Origin of the sequence: Bradyrhizobium sp. OK095, assembly GCF_900109945.1 — a bacterium.
Taxonomy (GTDB): domain Bacteria; phylum Pseudomonadota; class Alphaproteobacteria; order Rhizobiales; family Xanthobacteraceae; genus Bradyrhizobium.
On sequence record NZ_FOBX01000018.1, the window covers coordinates 101,816 to 116,832 of the forward strand.

Consider the following 15,017-nt stretch of genomic DNA (forward strand, 5'->3'; position numbering starts at 1 on the left):
CGGCACTATTTTTTCAGAATGCAATTTTTGATTGTTGATTGTCCGAGTGCCGGGTTCGGAGGCCGATATGGCCAGGATGGGAGCCCGCGTCCCGCAGCCTGATCCGGTGCGGCATGTGGAAACGCAGAAGCCTTGGGGCGAGCAGCACCGGAACATGGTCAGGCTCGAGCTGGCGGCGATCAACACGCGCCGCCGGGCCGAGGGATTCGACCCCGTGCAATATCCCGGCGACGACAAGGCGATCGAAACGGTAGGCCTCGCCCTTTCGGGAGGCGGCATCCGCTCTTCCGCCATCGGTCTCGGCGTCTTGCAGGCGCTCAATCATCACGATCTCATCAAGCGCGTCGACTATCTGTCGACGGTCTCGGGCGGCGGTTATGTCGGCAGTTCCCTGACCGCGACGATGACCCGCTCGGGCCATTTCGTTTTCGGCAACCGCAGCGCCGACGGGCCGAAACTGGCCAAGGAGATCAGTGACACGCCTGCGGTCGGTCACATCCGCAATTATTCGAATTACCTCGTTCCCGCAGGCGTGCGCGACCTGATCACCGGCATTGCGATCGTCGTTCGGGGCCTCGTCGCCAATCTCGGCCTGACCTTGCCGGCGGTGTTGTGCGTCGCGGCGATCACGGTGCTGTCCAATGCGGCGCGGTCGTCGCTCTATGTGGCCAATTTCTTCGGGCTCAGCGTCGAGGATGACCAGCTTTTCGGACCATTGGCATGGCTCGGATCCGCGCCGGGCTTCATTCTGGCGGGCGTCGCGGCGGCGCTGTTGATGTTGTCGGCAGGAGGGGTCTATCGCGTCGTCTTCACGGTCGCTCGGCGTGAATTCTTTCAGTACACCGCGGGACTTGCGCTCGCGATGGGGTTCATCTGCGCGATCGCACGTTATCTGTCGGTCGACCATTTCGGGCTGACGCTGGCCGCCGTTCTGCTGGGGCTGATTCTGTTCTTCGCCTGGGCGATATTGCGATCCGTGCTGCCCATCACCCGAGGCGAATTCCGCGGCTATCCGCCGACGATCGGCGCGACCTATCTGGTGCTGCTGGCGGCGATCTGCTTCTTCGAATTCCAGCCCTTCATGATCGCGCAGATGTTCGACATCGCCGAGGCCAATGCGAACCAGTCGGGCGGCATCGTTGCAGGCGTTGCGATCAAGTGGGTTCAATCGCTCGCCGCCATCACGGCGCCGGTCGCCGCGGCCGTGACGGTGTTCAGGCAGCAATTCGCCGACCTGCTGAAGGGGGCCGGCGCGTCTGACCTGACGTCACGCCTGCTCGCCCATGTCGCGAAAGCCGCCGTGATCGTTGCCGGCCTCGCGGTGCCGCTGCTGATCTGGGTCGGATATCTCTACCTCTGCTATTGGGGCATCGCCGACGACAAGGTGCTGGAGGACAGGAGTCGCCAATATCAGATGGCGGACGAGTGGGGCCGGGCAGCCGTGAGGCCTATGCCGGGCAGACTGGCCCGCGCAAAGGACAGTGCGCGATTGGATCCGGCGTCGCGAACGCCATCCGCCGAAATCGGCGGCCGCAACCAGACCGGCAACGACACCAGGACGGAAACCAGGGCCAGGGCGAAAAACGAACCAAGGTCGCTGTCGGCGAAGAAGGATGTGACCCCGGTATCGCACATTCCATCCTGGCTGTTTTCGATCGCGCCCTGGCGTGCCTCCACGGACGTCGAGACATCCGCCGACGAATTCCAGTGGGTAAAGTACCGCTTCGGCAACAACGTCAATCTGCGGATGGCGGGGCTCTACCTGGTTGCCGCGATCATCCTGTTCGCGCTGTCGTGGATTCTGGGACCGAATGCAAATTCCCTGCATCGCCTCTATCGCGACCGGCTGAGCAAGGCCTTCCTGTTCAACCCGTGCTACTATGCTGATGGCGAGCCGGCACGGAACGAGCCGAGTCTTGACCAGGGGCGTGACTTCCTCCCGCTCGACGAGGAGAAGCTGAGCCATTTGCTTCATCCCACGGTCGATGAGGCCGACGGGCCGGCGCAGGTGATCGCCAAGGCCCTCGCTTCACCGTACCACATCGTGAACGCCGCCCTGAACATCCAGGGCTCTGACTTCGCCAATCGGCGCGGACGGAATGCCGATTTCTTCATGTTCTCGCCGTTGCGTGTGGGCAGCGAAGCGACCGGCTATGCGCGCACCTGCGCGTTCGAAAAGGTCGCGCCGGGCCTCGACCTTGCGACCGCCATGGCGATCTCGGGGGCTGCTGCGTCCTCGAACATGGGCTCCGGGTCGATCAAATCGCTGACGCCGACCCTGGCGTTGCTCAACGTGCGTCTCGGCTACTGGCTCAAGAATCCGCGCTATGTGGACTCCAAGGACAGGCCGCAGCATCACTCGACGCCGCTGTTCCTGTGGTCTGAAATCTCGGGGCGCCTCTACGAGAACGCCGACGCGGTCTATCTCACCGATGGTGGGCACATCGAGAATCTCGGCGTCTACGAATTGTTGCGCCGGCGGTGCAGGGTGATCATCGCGGTCGACGCGGAAGCCGATGCGCCGATGAATTTCTCTGCGCTGGTGACCTTGCAGCGATACGCGCGCATCGACCTCGGGATCATCATCGACCTGCCGTGGACGCCGATCCGCAACGCGACGCGGGAATGGATGAATTGCAACGCTGGCAAGCCGTTGGGGGAGCCGCTGCGATCGTCCGCCGGACCGCATGTCGCGATCGGCAGGATCGACTATGGCGGGGAAGAGACGGGATATCTCGTCTACATCAAGTCGTCCCTGAGTGGCGACGAGAACGATTACATCCGCGACTATGCGCGTCGCAACGATACCTTTCCGCACGAAACCACGGGCGACCAGTTCTTCTCCGAGGAGCAGTTCGAGGTCTACCGCGCGCTCGGCTTCCATATGACGCATGGCTTCCTCAGCGAGGATGCCGGCGCCGACGAGATCGTCGTCAACGTCCCGGGCGAGCGCTGTGCGAGGCGCGGCTTCTGCGACAGCAAGATGGACTCCATCCGAGCAGTCCGCCGCGCCCTCGGTCTGTCGGTCGAGGAGCCGCCGCCGCCGACCGTGACGGTCGCCGTGCTGGATATGGGGTGAGGCGAGGGGGGTGCCGAACGGGTGTAAAACATCTGTTGAACGCAGGGATTTTGTCGTGTTATACATTTGTATAACATAGGTGTGACCATGAATGCCTCCCCCAAGGACGTGAAGAGCGAATCCACCGTTCTTCAGGTGCGAAAGATCGGCAATTCCATCGGCGTCATTCTGCCGAAGGAGTTGGCTGCGCGTCTCAATCTCAAGGAAGGCGATAAGCTGTTTCCGGTGGAGCAACCGGACGGCGGGTTCTTGCTGACGCCCCATGATCCTGATTTCGAGAAGGCAATGGAAGTCGCGCGGCGAGGCATGAAGCGTTATCACAACGCCCTCGCTGAACTCGCCAAGTGAGCGAGCTGTTCTGGCTGACGCGTCAAATGATCATTGCCATCCACGACGAACAGCTCGCTATCCACGGTGGTGCTAGCGGCCTTCGCGATGCGGGCACGCTCGGCTCCGCGCTTGATCGGCCAAAAAACAAATGGTCGTACGAGAACGCCGACCTCCCCGAATTGGCGGCGGCGCATGCCTTCGACATTGCGCGCAACCATCCATTCGTCGACGGCAACAAGCGCACGTCACTGCTCGCGCTGTACACGTTCCTCGGCGTCAACGGCATCGACTTCGCTGTGCCCGAGGCGGAAGCGGCAGCGATCATCCTCTCACTCGCCGCCGGTGAAGTCAGCGAGCAGAGCCTGACACGCTGGATTCGCGACAATCTGGATTCCGAATGAGCTGATTTGCTGCAAAACCGCGTCTGCCTGCCGTTGCCCTGCCCGAAGGATTAAGGTATCCCAGCCCAAGAATTCGACTTTCGACTGGGGACAATCCATGGCTGACCATAGCGAAGTGGCCTACACCACTGCTGACGGCAACGACTATATTGCCCACGAGCAGACCTATGAGGGCTTCATCAAGCTGGTGAAGTACGGCACGGCCTCGGTTGCGCTCATCGTCATCCTGATGGCGATCTTCCTGACCTGATTGATCGCCTGCTGCATCCGCCAACGCCGGCGGCTGCTTATAAAATTTGCATACAAGCCGGTTCCAAAACCGGTATCCAACGTTGCGGGAGTGACGCTAAGTTCGCGTGCGCGTTTTTGCCCGCGTCGCCGGAGGGCCTATGAAGATCGCTGTTGCCAAGGAAATCGATCCGTCGGAGCCGCGCGTTGCTGCTTCGCCTGATACGGTGAAGAAGTTCAAGGCGCTGGGCGCCGAGATCGCCGTTGAGCCGGGCGCCGGCATCAAGTCGGGCCTGCCGGATTCCGAGTTCACCGCCGTGGGCGCCACCGTCAGCGCGGATGCGCTGAAGGACGCCGACATCATCATCAAGGTGAAGCGCCCCGAGGCCTCCGAGCTTTCGCAATACAAGCGCGGCGCGCTCGTCATTGCCATCATGGACCCCTATGGCAACGAGGCCGCGCTGAAGGCGATGGCCGATGCCGGCGTCTCCGCCTTCGCGATGGAATTGATGCCGCGCATCACGCGCGCGCAGGTGATGGACGTGCTGTCCTCGCAGGCCAACCTCGCCGGCTACCGCGCCGTGATCGAGGGCGCCGAGGCCTTCGGCCGCGCCTTCCCGATGATGATGACCGCGGCGGGCACCGTGCCCGCGGCGAAGGTGTTCGTGATGGGCGTCGGCGTCGCCGGCCTCCAGGCGATCGCGACCGCGCGCCGGCTCGGCGCCGTCGTCACCGCGACCGACGTCCGGCCCGCGACCAAGGAGCAGGTGGAATCGCTCGGTGCGAAATTCCTCGCCGTCGAGGACGAGGAATTCAAGAACGCGCAGACCGCCGGCGGTTACGCCAAGGAAATGTCTAGGGAGTACCAGGCCAAGCAGGCAGCGCTCACCGCCGAGCACATCAAGAAGCAGGACATCGTCATCACCACTGCGCTGATTCCGGGCCGGCCCGCGCCGAAGCTCGTCTCGGCCGAGATGGTCAAGTCGATGAAGCCGGGTTCGGTGCTGGTCGATCTCGCCGTCGAGCGCGGCGGCAATGTCGAGGGTGCAAGGCCGGGCGAAGTCGCCGAGGTCGATGGCATCAAGATCGTCGGCTACACCAATGTCGCCGGCCGCGTCGCGGCCTCGGCCTCCAGCCTTTACGCGCGCAATTTGTTCAACTTCATCGAGACCATGGTCGACAAGACCAGCAAGGCGCTCGCGGTCAACTGGGACGATGAACTGGTCAAGGCGACCGCGCTGACCAGGGACGGCGCCGTCATTCACCCGAACTTCCAGCCGAAGGTTTAAGGAGAGCCGCCATGGAGCATGTTGCACAGGTCGTCGATCCCTTCGTCTTCCGGTTGTCGATTTTCGTACTGGCCGTTTTCGTCGGCTATTTCGTGGTGTGGTCGGTGACCCCCGCGCTGCATACGCCGCTGATGAGCGTGACCAACGCGATCTCCTCGGTGATCGTGGTCGGCGCACTGCTGGCAGGCGGCGTCGCCAATGTTTCGAGCGGCTCGGGCTGGGCACGCGCCTTCGGTTTCGTCGCGCTGATCTTTGCCTGCATCAATATCTTCGGCGGCTTCCTTGTCACCCAGCGCATGCTGGCGATGTACAAGAAGAAGTCGAAGTAAGCGGCCACCTCGGGCTGATGGGATCAATGGGGACCTGAGATGAGCGCCAACCTCTCTGCATTTTTGTATCTCGTGGCGGGAGTGCTGTTCATCCTGTCGCTGCGCGGGCTGTCGAGCCCGGCTTCGTCGCGCCAGGGCAATTTGTTCGGCATGATCGGCATGGCGATCGCGGTCGCCACCACGCTCGCCAACCATCCGCCGGCAGACGGCCTCGCCTGGCTGCTCGTCATTCTCGGCATCGCTATCGGCGGCTCTATCGGCGCGGTCGTCGCGCGACGGGTGCCGATGACCTCGATGCCGGAACTGGTCGCCGCCTTCCACTCGCTTGTCGGCATGGCCGCGGTGCTGGTCGCCGCCGGCGCGTTCTACGCGCCCGAGGCCTTCGACATCGGCACGCCCGGCAACATCCATCCGCAGAGCCTTGTCGAAATGTCGCTCGGCGTCGCCATCGGCGCGCTGACCTTCACCGGCTCGGTGATCGCGTTCCTGAAGCTGTCCGCGCGGATGAGCGGCGCGCCGATCATCCTGCCGTTCCGCCACATCATCAACGTTGCGCTGGCGATCGCGCTCGTCGTCTTCATCGTCGGTCTCGTGATGTCGGGCAGCGCGCTCGACTTCTGGCTGATCGTCATGATCGCGCTGGCGCTCGGCGTGCTCATGATCATCCCGATCGGCGGCGCCGACATGCCGGTCGTGATCTCGATGCTGAACTCGTATTCGGGCTGGGCCGCGGCCGGCATCGGCTTCACGCTCGGCAACTCCGCGCTGATCATCACCGGCGCGCTGGTCGGTTCATCCGGCGCGATCCTGTCCTACATTATGTGCCACGCGATGAACCGGTCCTTCATCTCGGTCATCCTCGGCGGCTTCGGCGGCGAGACCGCGGCGGCCGGCGGCGGCAGCAGCGGCGAGCAGAAGCCGGTGAAGCTCGGCTCGGCCGACGATGCCGCCTTCATCATGAAGAACGCCCAGAAGGTCATCATCGTGCCCGGCTACGGCATGGCGGTGGCGCAGGCCCAGCATGCGCTGCGCGAAATGGGCGACATCCTGAAGAAGGAAGGCGTCGAGGTGAAATACGCCATTCACCCGGTCGCCGGCCGCATGCCCGGCCACATGAACGTGCTGCTGGCTGAGGCCAACGTGCCCTATGACGAGGTGTTCGAGCTCGAGGACATCAACTCCGAATTCGCGCAGGCCGATATCGCCTTCGTGATCGGCGCCAACGACGTCACCAACCCGGCGGCCGAAGACGACAAGACCTCGCCGATCTACGGCATGCCGGTGCTCCAGGTCTGGAAGGCCGGTACCGTCATGTTCATCAAGCGCTCGCTCGCCTCTGGCTACGCCGGCATCGACAATCCGCTGTTCTATCGCGACAACACCATGATGCTGCTCGGCGACGCCAAGAAGGTCACCGAGAGCATCGTCAAGGCGATGTAGCGCCGGAGAGCCGGCGCAACGATGACATTCCTGAAATGGATCGCCATCGTCGTTGCCGCCGGCTATTGCGCCGGTCTCGTCCTGCTTTTCGTGAAGCAGCGTGCCATGCTGTTTCCGATCCCGACCACTGAGCGCACCGCGCCCGCCGCGGCGGGATTTCCGCAGGCCGAGGAACACGTCCTCACGACATCGGACGGCGAGAAGGTCATCGTCTGGCACGTGCCGGCAAAGCCCGGCCATGCGGTGGTGCTGTTCTTCCACGGCAACGGCGATTTCCTTGCAGGGCGCGTCAGCCGCTTCAAGGGTATCACGGCCGACGGCACGGGCCTCATCGCGCTGTCCTATCGCGGCTACGCCGGCTCGACCGGCGCGCCGAGCGAGCAGGGCCTGTTGCAGGACGCCGCGGCCGCTTACGCCTTTGCGACAGAGCGCTATGACCCCCGGCGTATCGTCGCCTGGGGCTTCTCGCTCGGGACTGGCGTTGCAGTCGCCGTCGCCTCCCAGCAACCGGTCGGCAAGCTGATTCTGGAAGCTCCCTACACGTCGACGGTCGACGTTGCCGCTTCGCTCTTTCGCTTCATTCCGATTCGCCTCCTGATGCGCGACCAGTTTCACTCCGACGAGCGGATTGCGCGCGTTGCAGTGCCGCTGCTGATCATGCACGGCACGAATGATCCGGCTATTCCCATCACGTTCGGCGAACGCCTGTTTGCTCTTGCGCAAGAACCGAAGAAGCTGGTGCGGTTTCCCGGCGGAGGCCACGAAAATCTCGATGATTTCGGGGCTTTGGAGACCGCGCGAAACTTCATCAATGGGTCCTGAGGGCTGACGGGCGCGATCTTCTCGCGCATAATCGGTCTCCCAGTTGAAGGAATCGCCTGCATGAGCGCACACGGACCGATGCCGCGGTCGTCATGGATCTTCCCCGCTCTGGCGGTGCTGCTGTTCCTGATCGTCACTGCGACCGGCTATGGCTTCACCCTGTCGGCCGGCGGCGCCGCCTTTGCGGTCGTCCTGCTGGTGATCCTGTTCGGCACCGTGTTCGCGGCCGTTCATCATTCCGAGGTGATCGCCGAGCGGATCGGCGAGCCTTACGGCACGCTGCTGCTGACGCTCGCGGTCACCATCATCGAGGTTGCGCTGATCACCACGATCATGCTCGGCGACAAGCCGGCGCCGGAGCTCGCGCGCGACACCGTGTTCTCGGTCGTGATGATCGTCTGCAACGGCCTCGTCGGCATTTGCGTGTTCATCGGCGGCATGCGCTACCGCGAGCAGGGCTTTCAGGTCTCGGGCGCCAATGTCTATCTCAGCGTGCTGATTGCAATGGCGACCCTCACGCTGATCATGCCCAACTACACGCTGACGACGCCGGGCCCGTTCTTTTCGGCGCTTCAGCTCGGCTTCGTCGACCTCGTGACGATCGTGCTCTACGGCGTGTTCCTCTACACCCAGACTGTCCTGCACAAGGACTATTTCGTCCACGAGAGGGCGGATGGCGAGGGCGGGGAGACGCATTTGTCCGGCAAGATGCTGGTGCTCAGCATCGTTTTGCTGCTGATCTCGCTGCTGGCCGTGGTTCTCCTCGCCAAGAAGTTCTCGCTGGTGGTCGATGCCGTCGCGGTCAGGATCGGCGCCCCGCCGGCGTTTGCGGGCCTTCTGGTCGCGCTCCTGATCCTCCTGCCGGAGGGTGTCTCGGCAGTCGCGGCCGCCCGCAAGAACGACCTCCAGAAGAGCATCAATTTGGCGCTCGGTTCGTCGCTTGCCACCATCGGCCTGACCATTCCGGCGGTCGGGCTCGCCACCTATGCGTTCGACCAGCCGCTCGTGCTCGGCCTCAATCCCCAGAACACGGCGCTATTGGTCCTGACATTCTTGCTGAGCATGCTGACCTTCGGCACGGGCAGGACCAATGTCCTGTTCGGGCTGGTCCATATGGTGGTATTTGCTGTCTACGTGTTCATGGTTTTCGTGCCCTGAAGCAATTCCCCAGGAGAGTTCCGATGCTTGCCGCCAAGTCCGAGGTCCAGATCGACAACGACGAGGTCCGGGTGACCGAATGGCGGCTCGCCCCGGGCAGCGCGACCGGGCATCACACCCATGGCATGGACTATGTCATCGTTCCCGTCGTTGCCGGCGAAATGACCATCGTGGCGCCCAATGGGGAGCGTTCCAAGGCGCAGCTCGCGGCCGGAAAATCTTACTTCCGCAAGACCGGCGTCCAACACGACGTACTTAACGAAACCTCAACCGAGATCGTGTTCCTTGAGATCGAGCTGAAGCCGTAATGCACGCGTAACCTTTGCCATCGATCCGTCGCAGTTGATCCCTTACAATGCCCCAAAGTTCCCGCATCTGATCGCGCGGGGAGTGGCCGAGAAATGCTGAAATACCTCGCTAAAATCTCGATGGATATCTTACCCTCGGTGCTCGCAACGATCATCGGGGCCTACATCGTTAACCACTACATCAACGCCAAGCCGGCGGCTGATACCCCTGCGGCTATCGTTGCGCCTGCCGAGGCCGGCAAGAATGGCAAGCCTGCCGACACCGCCAGCCTTCCCGCTCCTGGCGTCAAGGCCAAGGGCGTCTCAGAGAAGAACGTGATCGAGAAGGCGGCGGTCGAGAAGCCTGCCGACAAGTCCGAGACCAAGACTGCTGACACCAAGACTGCGGACATCAAGGCTGCGGACACCAAGGCTGCGGACGTTGCTCCCTCCGACACTGCTTCGCACGGCCGCGCCCCGGCACGTGAGAAGGCGGCCGCCAAGTCGACCCCGGCTCCCACCGCTCCGGTGGTTGAAGCCAATTCGGCGCCGGCTGCTGCATCCCAGGCCGCGACCCCCGACGCCAACGATCTGGCGCGCGCCGCCATCGAGCGCCTTCGTAAGTCGCCTGAGGGCAAAGCTGCCGAAAAGGCAGCCGAGGCCAAATCTACCGAGACCAAGCCGGTCGAGCGGACCCCTGAGCCCGTGATGCGCGAAGCCGTCCGCATCCCCGAGGCCCCGCGAATCGTCACGACCGAGCCGTCCACGGTGCGTCCGCTGCCGCCGCCGATCACTGTGTCGACGCCCGCACCGGAGGCCTATGGCAATGGCGGCTCGTCGCCGTCCTACACGGCCTCGGTCGGCAACGACGACCCGAATCGGATGACGCCACCGGCTGACATTCCCGTGCCGGTGATCGCGCCGCCGCTCGACCTGCGCGCCGATGCTGGTGCAACCATGCCGCGGCCGAAGAAGACCAACGTCGCGGACGAGATGCTGTCGGGCATGAAGTCGATGTTCCACTCCGTCCTGCCGAAGAGCTCCACCCCCGACTAAGGCGGCGGCCCCTCAGCCGCCGACGCGGGCGAGGCCGCTGCGGGCGGCATCGTCGCGTGGACGCAGAGCGACCGCCTTGTTGTAGGAGGCTGCCGCCTTGGCCTTGTCGCCCAGCCGTTCATAAGCCTGTCCCCGCGCAGTCCAGACCTGAGCATTGTGCGGATCGGCTTCGGAGGCCTCATCGAGATCGGCCGCCGCTTCCTTGATCTTGCCGAGAGCGAGATAGCTGGTGGCGCGGCCGAGCAGCGGCTCGACCTTTTGCGGATTGAGCCCGTTGGCAGCGCTGAAATCGGCGACCGCGAAATCGTGCTCGTTGTTGCCTTGGTAGATCAGCGCGCGGCCATAGAGCGCCTGCGCATTGTAAGGATCGAGCCCGACGGCGCGATTGAACTCGTCCAGCGCGGCGGCCGTCTCGCCTGACTTGGCCAGGGCTTGGGCCTTTGCGGTGTGGGCCTGGGCTTCGGTGACGTTACCGGCGCTGACCGCGCTCTCCGCGGCGGCGGCTGCCTTGGGCGCCTCCTGCGGCTTGTCCTTCTCCGGCATCAGGGAGCCCAGGTCGAAGGAGCAGCCGCATAGCGCAATCCCCATTAAACCGAGCGCGAGCGGCTGACGCCAGATCCGGCGTAGTTGCGCCATGCTGCGCTCAGGGAAAGGGGAGGCCATCTACGGTTCGCTCGCGCTGGTGCCGCATGGTAGTGCCCCGTCCCAGAAAGGCACCGCTCACAAAACAATAACGCGGGCCAAGGGCCCGCGTCATCGAAAACTCAGTCTTGCAAGTCCGGCAAAATCAGCGCGGTCCGCGCGGACCTGCACCTGCACCAGCTCCTGCGCCCGGACCACCACGGCCGCCGCGATCACCACCGGGGCCGGCGCCGAACACCGGCTTCGGCTTCATCGGCAGCAGACCTTCGCGCTGCAGCTTCTTGCGGGCCAGCTTGCGCGCGCGGCGCACGGCTTCGGCCTTTTCGCGGGCCTTCTTCTCGGAGGGCTTTTCGTAATGACCGCGGAGCTTCATCTCGCGGAAAATTCCCTCGCGCTGCATCTTCTTCTTCAGCGCCTTGAGGGCTTGGTCGACATTGTTATCGCGAACGAGAACCTGCACGCGGCATCCTCTTCAGTGGATCGGATTTGAATTCTGGTAAGACAAAGGGGATGGCGAAAACGCGCAAGCCCTTAACCTTGAGGGCGCGGATGTATCAGACAAACCCAGACATGTCCACCTGTGAAGCGGGCTTTCGGGCCAAGTTACGCCATTAAATGGGGTGAAAAACCCACTGTACGGACGCAATTTGGGTGATTTGGCGCTAAAAGGCGGGCCGTTTTCCGGAAAGTTGATCCGGAGAGACTTGAATCAGGGGAGACGCCACATGGATATGAAGAAATACGCGGCCGAGGCAATCGGCACATTCTGGCTCACATTCGCAGGCTGCGGCAGCGCGGTGATCGCGGCCGGTTTCCCGCAGGTCGGGATCGGCCTGGTCGGCGTGTCCCTGGCTTTCGGCTTGAGCGTCGTCACCATGGCCTATGCGATCGGCCACATCTCGGGCTGTCATCTCAATCCGGCCGTCACGGTCGGCCTTGCCGCCGGCGGGCGCTTTCCGGCCGGCCAGATCCTGCCTTACGTGATCGCGCAGGTCTGCGGCGCCATCGTCGCCGCCGAGCTGCTCTACATCATCGCAAGCGGTGCCCCCGGCTTCGACGTCACCAAGGGCTTTGCGTCGAACGGGTACGACGCGCATTCGCCGGGGCAGTACAGCCTCGTCGCCTGCTTCGTCACCGAGGTGGTGATGACCATGATGTTCCTGTTCGTCATCATGGGCGCCACCCACGGTCGCGCGCCGGCGGGCTTTGCGCCGCTCGCGATCGGGCTCGCACTGGTGATGATCCATCTCGTCAGCATTCCCGTCACCAACACCTCGGTGAACCCGGCGCGCAGCACGGGCCCCGCGCTGTTCGTCGGCGGCTGGGCGCTGTCGCAGCTCTGGTTGTTCTGGGTCGCACCGCTGATCGGCGGCGCGCTGGGCGGGGTGGTCTATCGCTGGCTCAGTGATGAGCCCTCGGGCGTCGTCGCGGGCGTGAAGACGGCGTAATTGCCAAGCGGGATCGCGGCATTCGCTGCGGTCCCCTTACTTGTCCTTCGTCGGCCTGACTTCGGTGACATGGCCCATCTTGCGGCCGGGGCGTGGCGCGCCCTTGCCGTAGAGATGCACGGTGGCGCCCGGGACGGTCAGCCATTTCTCGTAATCGTTGATCTCGTCGCCGATCAAATTGGTCATGGTGACGATGTCGCCGTGACGCACCGGCTTGCCCAGCGGCCAGCCGGCGATGGCGCGGATGTGCTGCTCGAACTGCGAGACGGAGGCGCCGTCCAGCGTCCAGTGCCCGGAATTGTGCACGCGCGGGGCGATCTCGTTGACCAGCACCTTCGGTCCGGTGCCGTTGGCGAGCACGAACATCTCGACGGCGAGCACGCCGACATAATCGAGCGCGCTGGCGATCTTGCCGGCGATGCTGCGCGCTTCTTCGGCGAGCGAGTCCGGGATCTGCGCGGGCGCGCGGGATATTTTCAGGATGTGGTCGCGGTGCTCGTTCTCGGTGACGTCGAAGCATTCGACCTGGCCCGATGCCGAACGCGCGGCGATCACGGAGATCTCGCGCTCGTACGGGATGAAGGCTTCCAGGATCGCCGATTTGGTGGCGAGGCTGGTCCACACCTTGGCGATGTCGTCGCCCTCGCGGATGATGGCCTGGCCCTTGCCGTCATAGCCAAAGCGGCGGGTTTTCAGCACCGCCGGAAGGCCGATCTTCACGATGGCCTCGCGCAGCGAAGCGACCGAGGTGACGTCGGCATAGGCGGCGGTGCCGATGCCGAGGCGCGTGACAAAATCCTTCTCGGCGAGCCGGTCCTGGGTGGTCTCGAGGATCTTGCGGTTGGGCAGCACGGGCCGGCGCGCGTCCAGCACCATCGCGGCGGCGGACGGCACGTTCTCGAATTCATAGGTGATGACGTCGACGTCGTTGGCGAACAGCTCGAGGGCCTCGACGTCGGCATATTCGGCGCAGGTCGCATTCAGCACCACGTCGAAGGCGGGCGAGTCCGGATCGGGCGAGAACACCTGGCAGCGCAGGCCGAGCCGCGCCGCCGCCATCGCCAGCATCCGCCCGAGTTGTCCGCCGCCGAGGATGCCGATGGTGTCGCCGGGCTTCAGCTTCACCTGCTTTGCGTCCGTCACGCCTTGTCCTCCGGGCGCTCGGCGACCGCATCGGTCTGCGCCTTGCGCCAAGCGGCGAGGCGATCGGACAGCGCCGGGTCGGACAGGGCCAGCACGGCGGCCGCAAGCAGCGCTGCGTTGATGGCGCCGGCCTTGCCGATGGCGAGGGTGCCGACCGGGATGCCCGCAGGCATCTGCACGATCGAATAGAGCGAATCGATGCCCTTGAGCGTCCTGGATTCGACGGGAACGCCGAACACCGGCAGTTCCGTCAGCGCCGCCGCCATGCCCGGCAGATGCGCAGCGCCGCCGGCGCCGGCAATGATGACCTTGAAGCCTGCCGCCTTGGCGCCCTTGGCGAAGGCAAACAGCCTGTCGGGGGTGCGGTGGGCCGAAACGATGCGGGTGTCGGCGGTAACGCCCAAGGCTGCGAGCGTGTCGGCGGCGTGCCGCATCGTCTCCCAGTCCGACTGGCTTCCCATGATGATGGCGATTGGCGCGGTCATGACGTCAATTGTGCTCGGAAAACAGAAGGATAGGCCAGATTAACGGTTCCGGCCGGTGGCTCGCAAGGCGGTGGCAAGGAGAAGGGAATGGACTATCCTGTCTTGGTGAATCCCCGCAAGCCTTCAATTGAGCAGGATGCCCATGAAGAAACCAAAAAGGGCGAGCGCTGCGAAGGCCAAAAAGGGCCGAAAAGCTGGCGTGAGCCGATCCAAAACCGCCCCGAAGCGCCCGGCCAGGAATCCGACCAGGAATCCGGCCAAGAATTCTGTCAAGCCGTCGCGGCGCGGAGCGTCGACCGCCGACGACACCAAGGCGACCATCCGCGGCCTGCGGAGCAAGCTGAAGGCGGCGGAGCGGCGGGTCGCCGAGCTGGAAGCTGCCGCCGGCACCGATTTCCTGCTCGAGATCCCGAACCGGCGCGGCTTCGAGCGCGAGCTCACGCGCGCCGTCGCCTACATGAAGCGGTATCGCGCCAGCGGCGCACTGATCGTGCTCGACGTCGACCGGCTGAAGCCGATCAATGATTCCTTCGGCCACGCCGCCGGCGACGAGGTGCTCAAGGCGATCGCGGCGACCCTGACGCGGCAGATCCGCGCCTCGGATGTGGTCGGCCGGCTCGGCGGCGACGAGTTCGCGCTGCTGCTCTGGAATCTCAGCGAGACCGATGCCAAGGCGAAGGCGGCGGCCTTCGAGCAGGCGATCGACGAATTGTCCTTCGTCTTTCGCGGCCAGCACGTGACCGCGGGCGCCTCCGCCGGCGTCGCGCTGCTGGGAGCGCAGTCCGATTCAGCCCGTGCCATGGAGGAAGCCGATGCCGCCATGTATGTGCGCAAAGCCAGCCGGCGGCACGAGCCGCGGATCAGGCTCGTCAGCAGCTGA

The 15,017-nt window shown here is 64.2% G+C and carries 17 protein-coding genes; 13 read left to right on the forward strand and 4 right to left on the reverse strand.

Features of this window, described 5'->3' with window-relative positions; genetic code table 11:
- Positions 1 to 67 precede the first annotated feature (67 nt).
- The 11 genes from BMW89_RS33540 to BMW89_RS33590 all read left to right on the forward strand — a co-directional run bounded on the left by BMW89_RS33540 (position 68) and on the right by BMW89_RS33590 (position 10,419).
- Complete coding sequence (locus tag BMW89_RS33540) at positions 68 to 3,079, forward strand: patatin-like phospholipase family protein (RefSeq protein WP_092034671.1); 3,012 nt, start codon at positions 68 to 70, stop codon at positions 3,077 to 3,079.
- Between the two features lie 87 nt (positions 3,080 to 3,166).
- Positions 3,167 to 3,427, forward strand: a complete 261-nt coding sequence (locus BMW89_RS33545) for an AbrB/MazE/SpoVT family DNA-binding domain-containing protein (protein ID WP_092034609.1) — start codon at positions 3,167 to 3,169, stop codon at positions 3,425 to 3,427.
- A complete protein-coding gene (locus BMW89_RS33550; RefSeq protein ID WP_244547756.1) occupies positions 3,424 to 3,810 on the forward strand; it encodes a type II toxin-antitoxin system death-on-curing family toxin in 387 nt (128 codons plus the stop codon). Before BMW89_RS33545 ends, BMW89_RS33550 begins: the two co-directional genes overlap by 4 nt.
- 97 nt (positions 3,811 to 3,907) lie before the next feature.
- On the forward strand, positions 3,908 to 4,060 hold the full coding sequence (locus BMW89_RS33555; RefSeq protein ID WP_035704696.1) for an aa3-type cytochrome c oxidase subunit IV: 153 nt from the start codon (positions 3,908 to 3,910) through the stop codon (positions 4,058 to 4,060).
- Between the two features lie 139 nt (positions 4,061 to 4,199).
- Complete coding sequence (locus tag BMW89_RS33560) at positions 4,200 to 5,327, forward strand: Re/Si-specific NAD(P)(+) transhydrogenase subunit alpha (RefSeq protein ID WP_092034610.1); 1,128 nt, start codon at positions 4,200 to 4,202, stop codon at positions 5,325 to 5,327.
- Positions 5,328 to 5,338: 11 nt separating this feature from the next.
- Positions 5,339 to 5,656 (forward strand): proton-translocating transhydrogenase family protein, encoded by a 318-nt coding sequence (locus BMW89_RS33565; RefSeq protein WP_063981116.1) that lies wholly within the window; start codon positions 5,339 to 5,341, stop codon positions 5,654 to 5,656.
- A gap of 39 nt (positions 5,657 to 5,695) precedes the next feature.
- Complete coding sequence (locus tag BMW89_RS33570) at positions 5,696 to 7,096, forward strand: NAD(P)(+) transhydrogenase (Re/Si-specific) subunit beta (RefSeq protein WP_092034611.1); 1,401 nt, start codon at positions 5,696 to 5,698, stop codon at positions 7,094 to 7,096.
- 21 nt (positions 7,097 to 7,117) lie between these two features.
- The gene (locus tag BMW89_RS33575) at positions 7,118 to 7,918 is read left to right on the forward strand and encodes an alpha/beta hydrolase (RefSeq protein WP_092034612.1); all 801 of its coding nucleotides are present in this window, start codon (positions 7,118 to 7,120) and stop codon (positions 7,916 to 7,918) included.
- A gap of 60 nt (positions 7,919 to 7,978) precedes the next feature.
- Positions 7,979 to 9,076, forward strand: coding sequence for a calcium:cation antiporter (locus tag BMW89_RS33580; RefSeq protein ID WP_092034613.1), 1,098 nt, complete (start codon positions 7,979 to 7,981; stop codon positions 9,074 to 9,076).
- A gap of 23 nt (positions 9,077 to 9,099) precedes the next feature.
- The gene (locus tag BMW89_RS33585) at positions 9,100 to 9,384 is read left to right on the forward strand and encodes a cupin domain-containing protein (RefSeq protein ID WP_092034614.1); all 285 of its coding nucleotides are present in this window, start codon (positions 9,100 to 9,102) and stop codon (positions 9,382 to 9,384) included.
- Between the two features lie 93 nt (positions 9,385 to 9,477).
- Positions 9,478 to 10,419 (forward strand): hypothetical protein, encoded by a 942-nt coding sequence (locus tag BMW89_RS33590; protein ID WP_092034615.1) that lies wholly within the window; start codon positions 9,478 to 9,480, stop codon positions 10,417 to 10,419.
- Positions 10,420 to 10,431: 12 nt separating this feature from the next.
- Here BMW89_RS33590 and BMW89_RS33595 read toward each other — a convergent pair whose 3' ends face one another.
- Both BMW89_RS33595 and rpsU read right to left on the reverse strand, forming a co-directional pair.
- Positions 10,432 to 11,082: a tetratricopeptide repeat protein gene (locus tag BMW89_RS33595; RefSeq protein ID WP_092034616.1), complete on the reverse strand. Its 651-nt coding sequence runs from the start codon at positions 11,080 to 11,082 to the stop codon at positions 10,432 to 10,434.
- 124 nt (positions 11,083 to 11,206) lie between these two features.
- The gene (gene rpsU, locus BMW89_RS33600; RefSeq protein ID WP_092034617.1) at positions 11,207 to 11,521 is read right to left on the reverse strand and encodes a 30S ribosomal protein S21; all 315 of its coding nucleotides are present in this window, start codon (positions 11,519 to 11,521) and stop codon (positions 11,207 to 11,209) included.
- 265 nt (positions 11,522 to 11,786) lie between these two features.
- Here rpsU and aqpZ point away from each other — a divergent pair, with 265 nt between their 5' ends.
- Positions 11,787 to 12,509, forward strand: coding sequence for an aquaporin Z (gene aqpZ / locus BMW89_RS33605; RefSeq protein ID WP_092034618.1), 723 nt, complete (start codon positions 11,787 to 11,789; stop codon positions 12,507 to 12,509).
- A 36-nt stretch (positions 12,510 to 12,545) separates the two neighbouring features.
- On the opposite strand, the gene BMW89_RS33610 is transcribed toward aqpZ, so the two are convergent.
- Entirely contained in the window at positions 12,546 to 13,652 is a 1,107-nt protein-coding gene (locus tag BMW89_RS33610; protein ID WP_092034619.1) for a 5-(carboxyamino)imidazole ribonucleotide synthase, read from the reverse strand.
- Positions 13,649 to 14,137 (reverse strand): 5-(carboxyamino)imidazole ribonucleotide mutase, encoded by a 489-nt coding sequence (gene purE, locus BMW89_RS33615; protein WP_092034620.1) that lies wholly within the window; start codon positions 14,135 to 14,137, stop codon positions 13,649 to 13,651. Before purE ends, BMW89_RS33610 begins: the two co-directional genes overlap by 4 nt.
- A gap of 142 nt (positions 14,138 to 14,279) precedes the next feature.
- Here purE and BMW89_RS33620 point away from each other — a divergent pair, with 142 nt between their 5' ends.
- Positions 14,280 to 15,017, forward strand: a complete 738-nt coding sequence (locus tag BMW89_RS33620) for a GGDEF domain-containing protein (RefSeq protein ID WP_092034621.1) — start codon at positions 14,280 to 14,282, stop codon at positions 15,015 to 15,017.

Bases quoted from the DNA above. Each gene is read 5' to 3' on its own strand.
- BMW89_RS33540 (WP_092034671.1), top strand. From the start codon at position 68: ATGGCCAGGATGGGAGCCCGCGTCCCGCAGCCTGATCCGGTGCGGCAT.
- aqpZ (WP_092034618.1), top strand. From the start codon at position 11,787: ATGGATATGAAGAAATACGCGGCCGAGGCAATCGGCACATTCTGGCTC.
- BMW89_RS33560 (WP_092034610.1), top strand. From the start codon at position 4,200: ATGAAGATCGCTGTTGCCAAGGAAATCGATCCGTCGGAGCCGCGCGTT.
- BMW89_RS33565 (WP_063981116.1), top strand. From the start codon at position 5,339: ATGGAGCATGTTGCACAGGTCGTCGATCCCTTCGTCTTCCGGTTGTCG.
- BMW89_RS33585 (WP_092034614.1), top strand. From the start codon at position 9,100: ATGCTTGCCGCCAAGTCCGAGGTCCAGATCGACAACGACGAGGTCCGG.
- BMW89_RS33590 (WP_092034615.1), top strand. From the start codon at position 9,478: ATGCTGAAATACCTCGCTAAAATCTCGATGGATATCTTACCCTCGGTG.
- BMW89_RS33570 (WP_092034611.1), top strand. From the start codon at position 5,696: ATGAGCGCCAACCTCTCTGCATTTTTGTATCTCGTGGCGGGAGTGCTG.
- BMW89_RS33575 (WP_092034612.1), top strand. From the start codon at position 7,118: ATGACATTCCTGAAATGGATCGCCATCGTCGTTGCCGCCGGCTATTGC.
- BMW89_RS33620 (WP_092034621.1), top strand. From the start codon at position 14,280: ATGAAGAAACCAAAAAGGGCGAGCGCTGCGAAGGCCAAAAAGGGCCGA.
- purE (WP_092034620.1), bottom strand. From the start codon at position 14,137: ATGACCGCGCCAATCGCCATCATCATGGGAAGCCAGTCGGACTGGGAG.
- BMW89_RS33555 (WP_035704696.1), top strand. From the start codon at position 3,908: ATGGCTGACCATAGCGAAGTGGCCTACACCACTGCTGACGGCAACGAC.
- BMW89_RS33545 (WP_092034609.1), top strand. From the start codon at position 3,167: ATGAATGCCTCCCCCAAGGACGTGAAGAGCGAATCCACCGTTCTTCAG.
- BMW89_RS33580 (WP_092034613.1), top strand. From the start codon at position 7,979: ATGAGCGCACACGGACCGATGCCGCGGTCGTCATGGATCTTCCCCGCT.
- BMW89_RS33595 (WP_092034616.1), bottom strand. From the start codon at position 11,082: ATGGCCTCCCCTTTCCCTGAGCGCAGCATGGCGCAACTACGCCGGATC.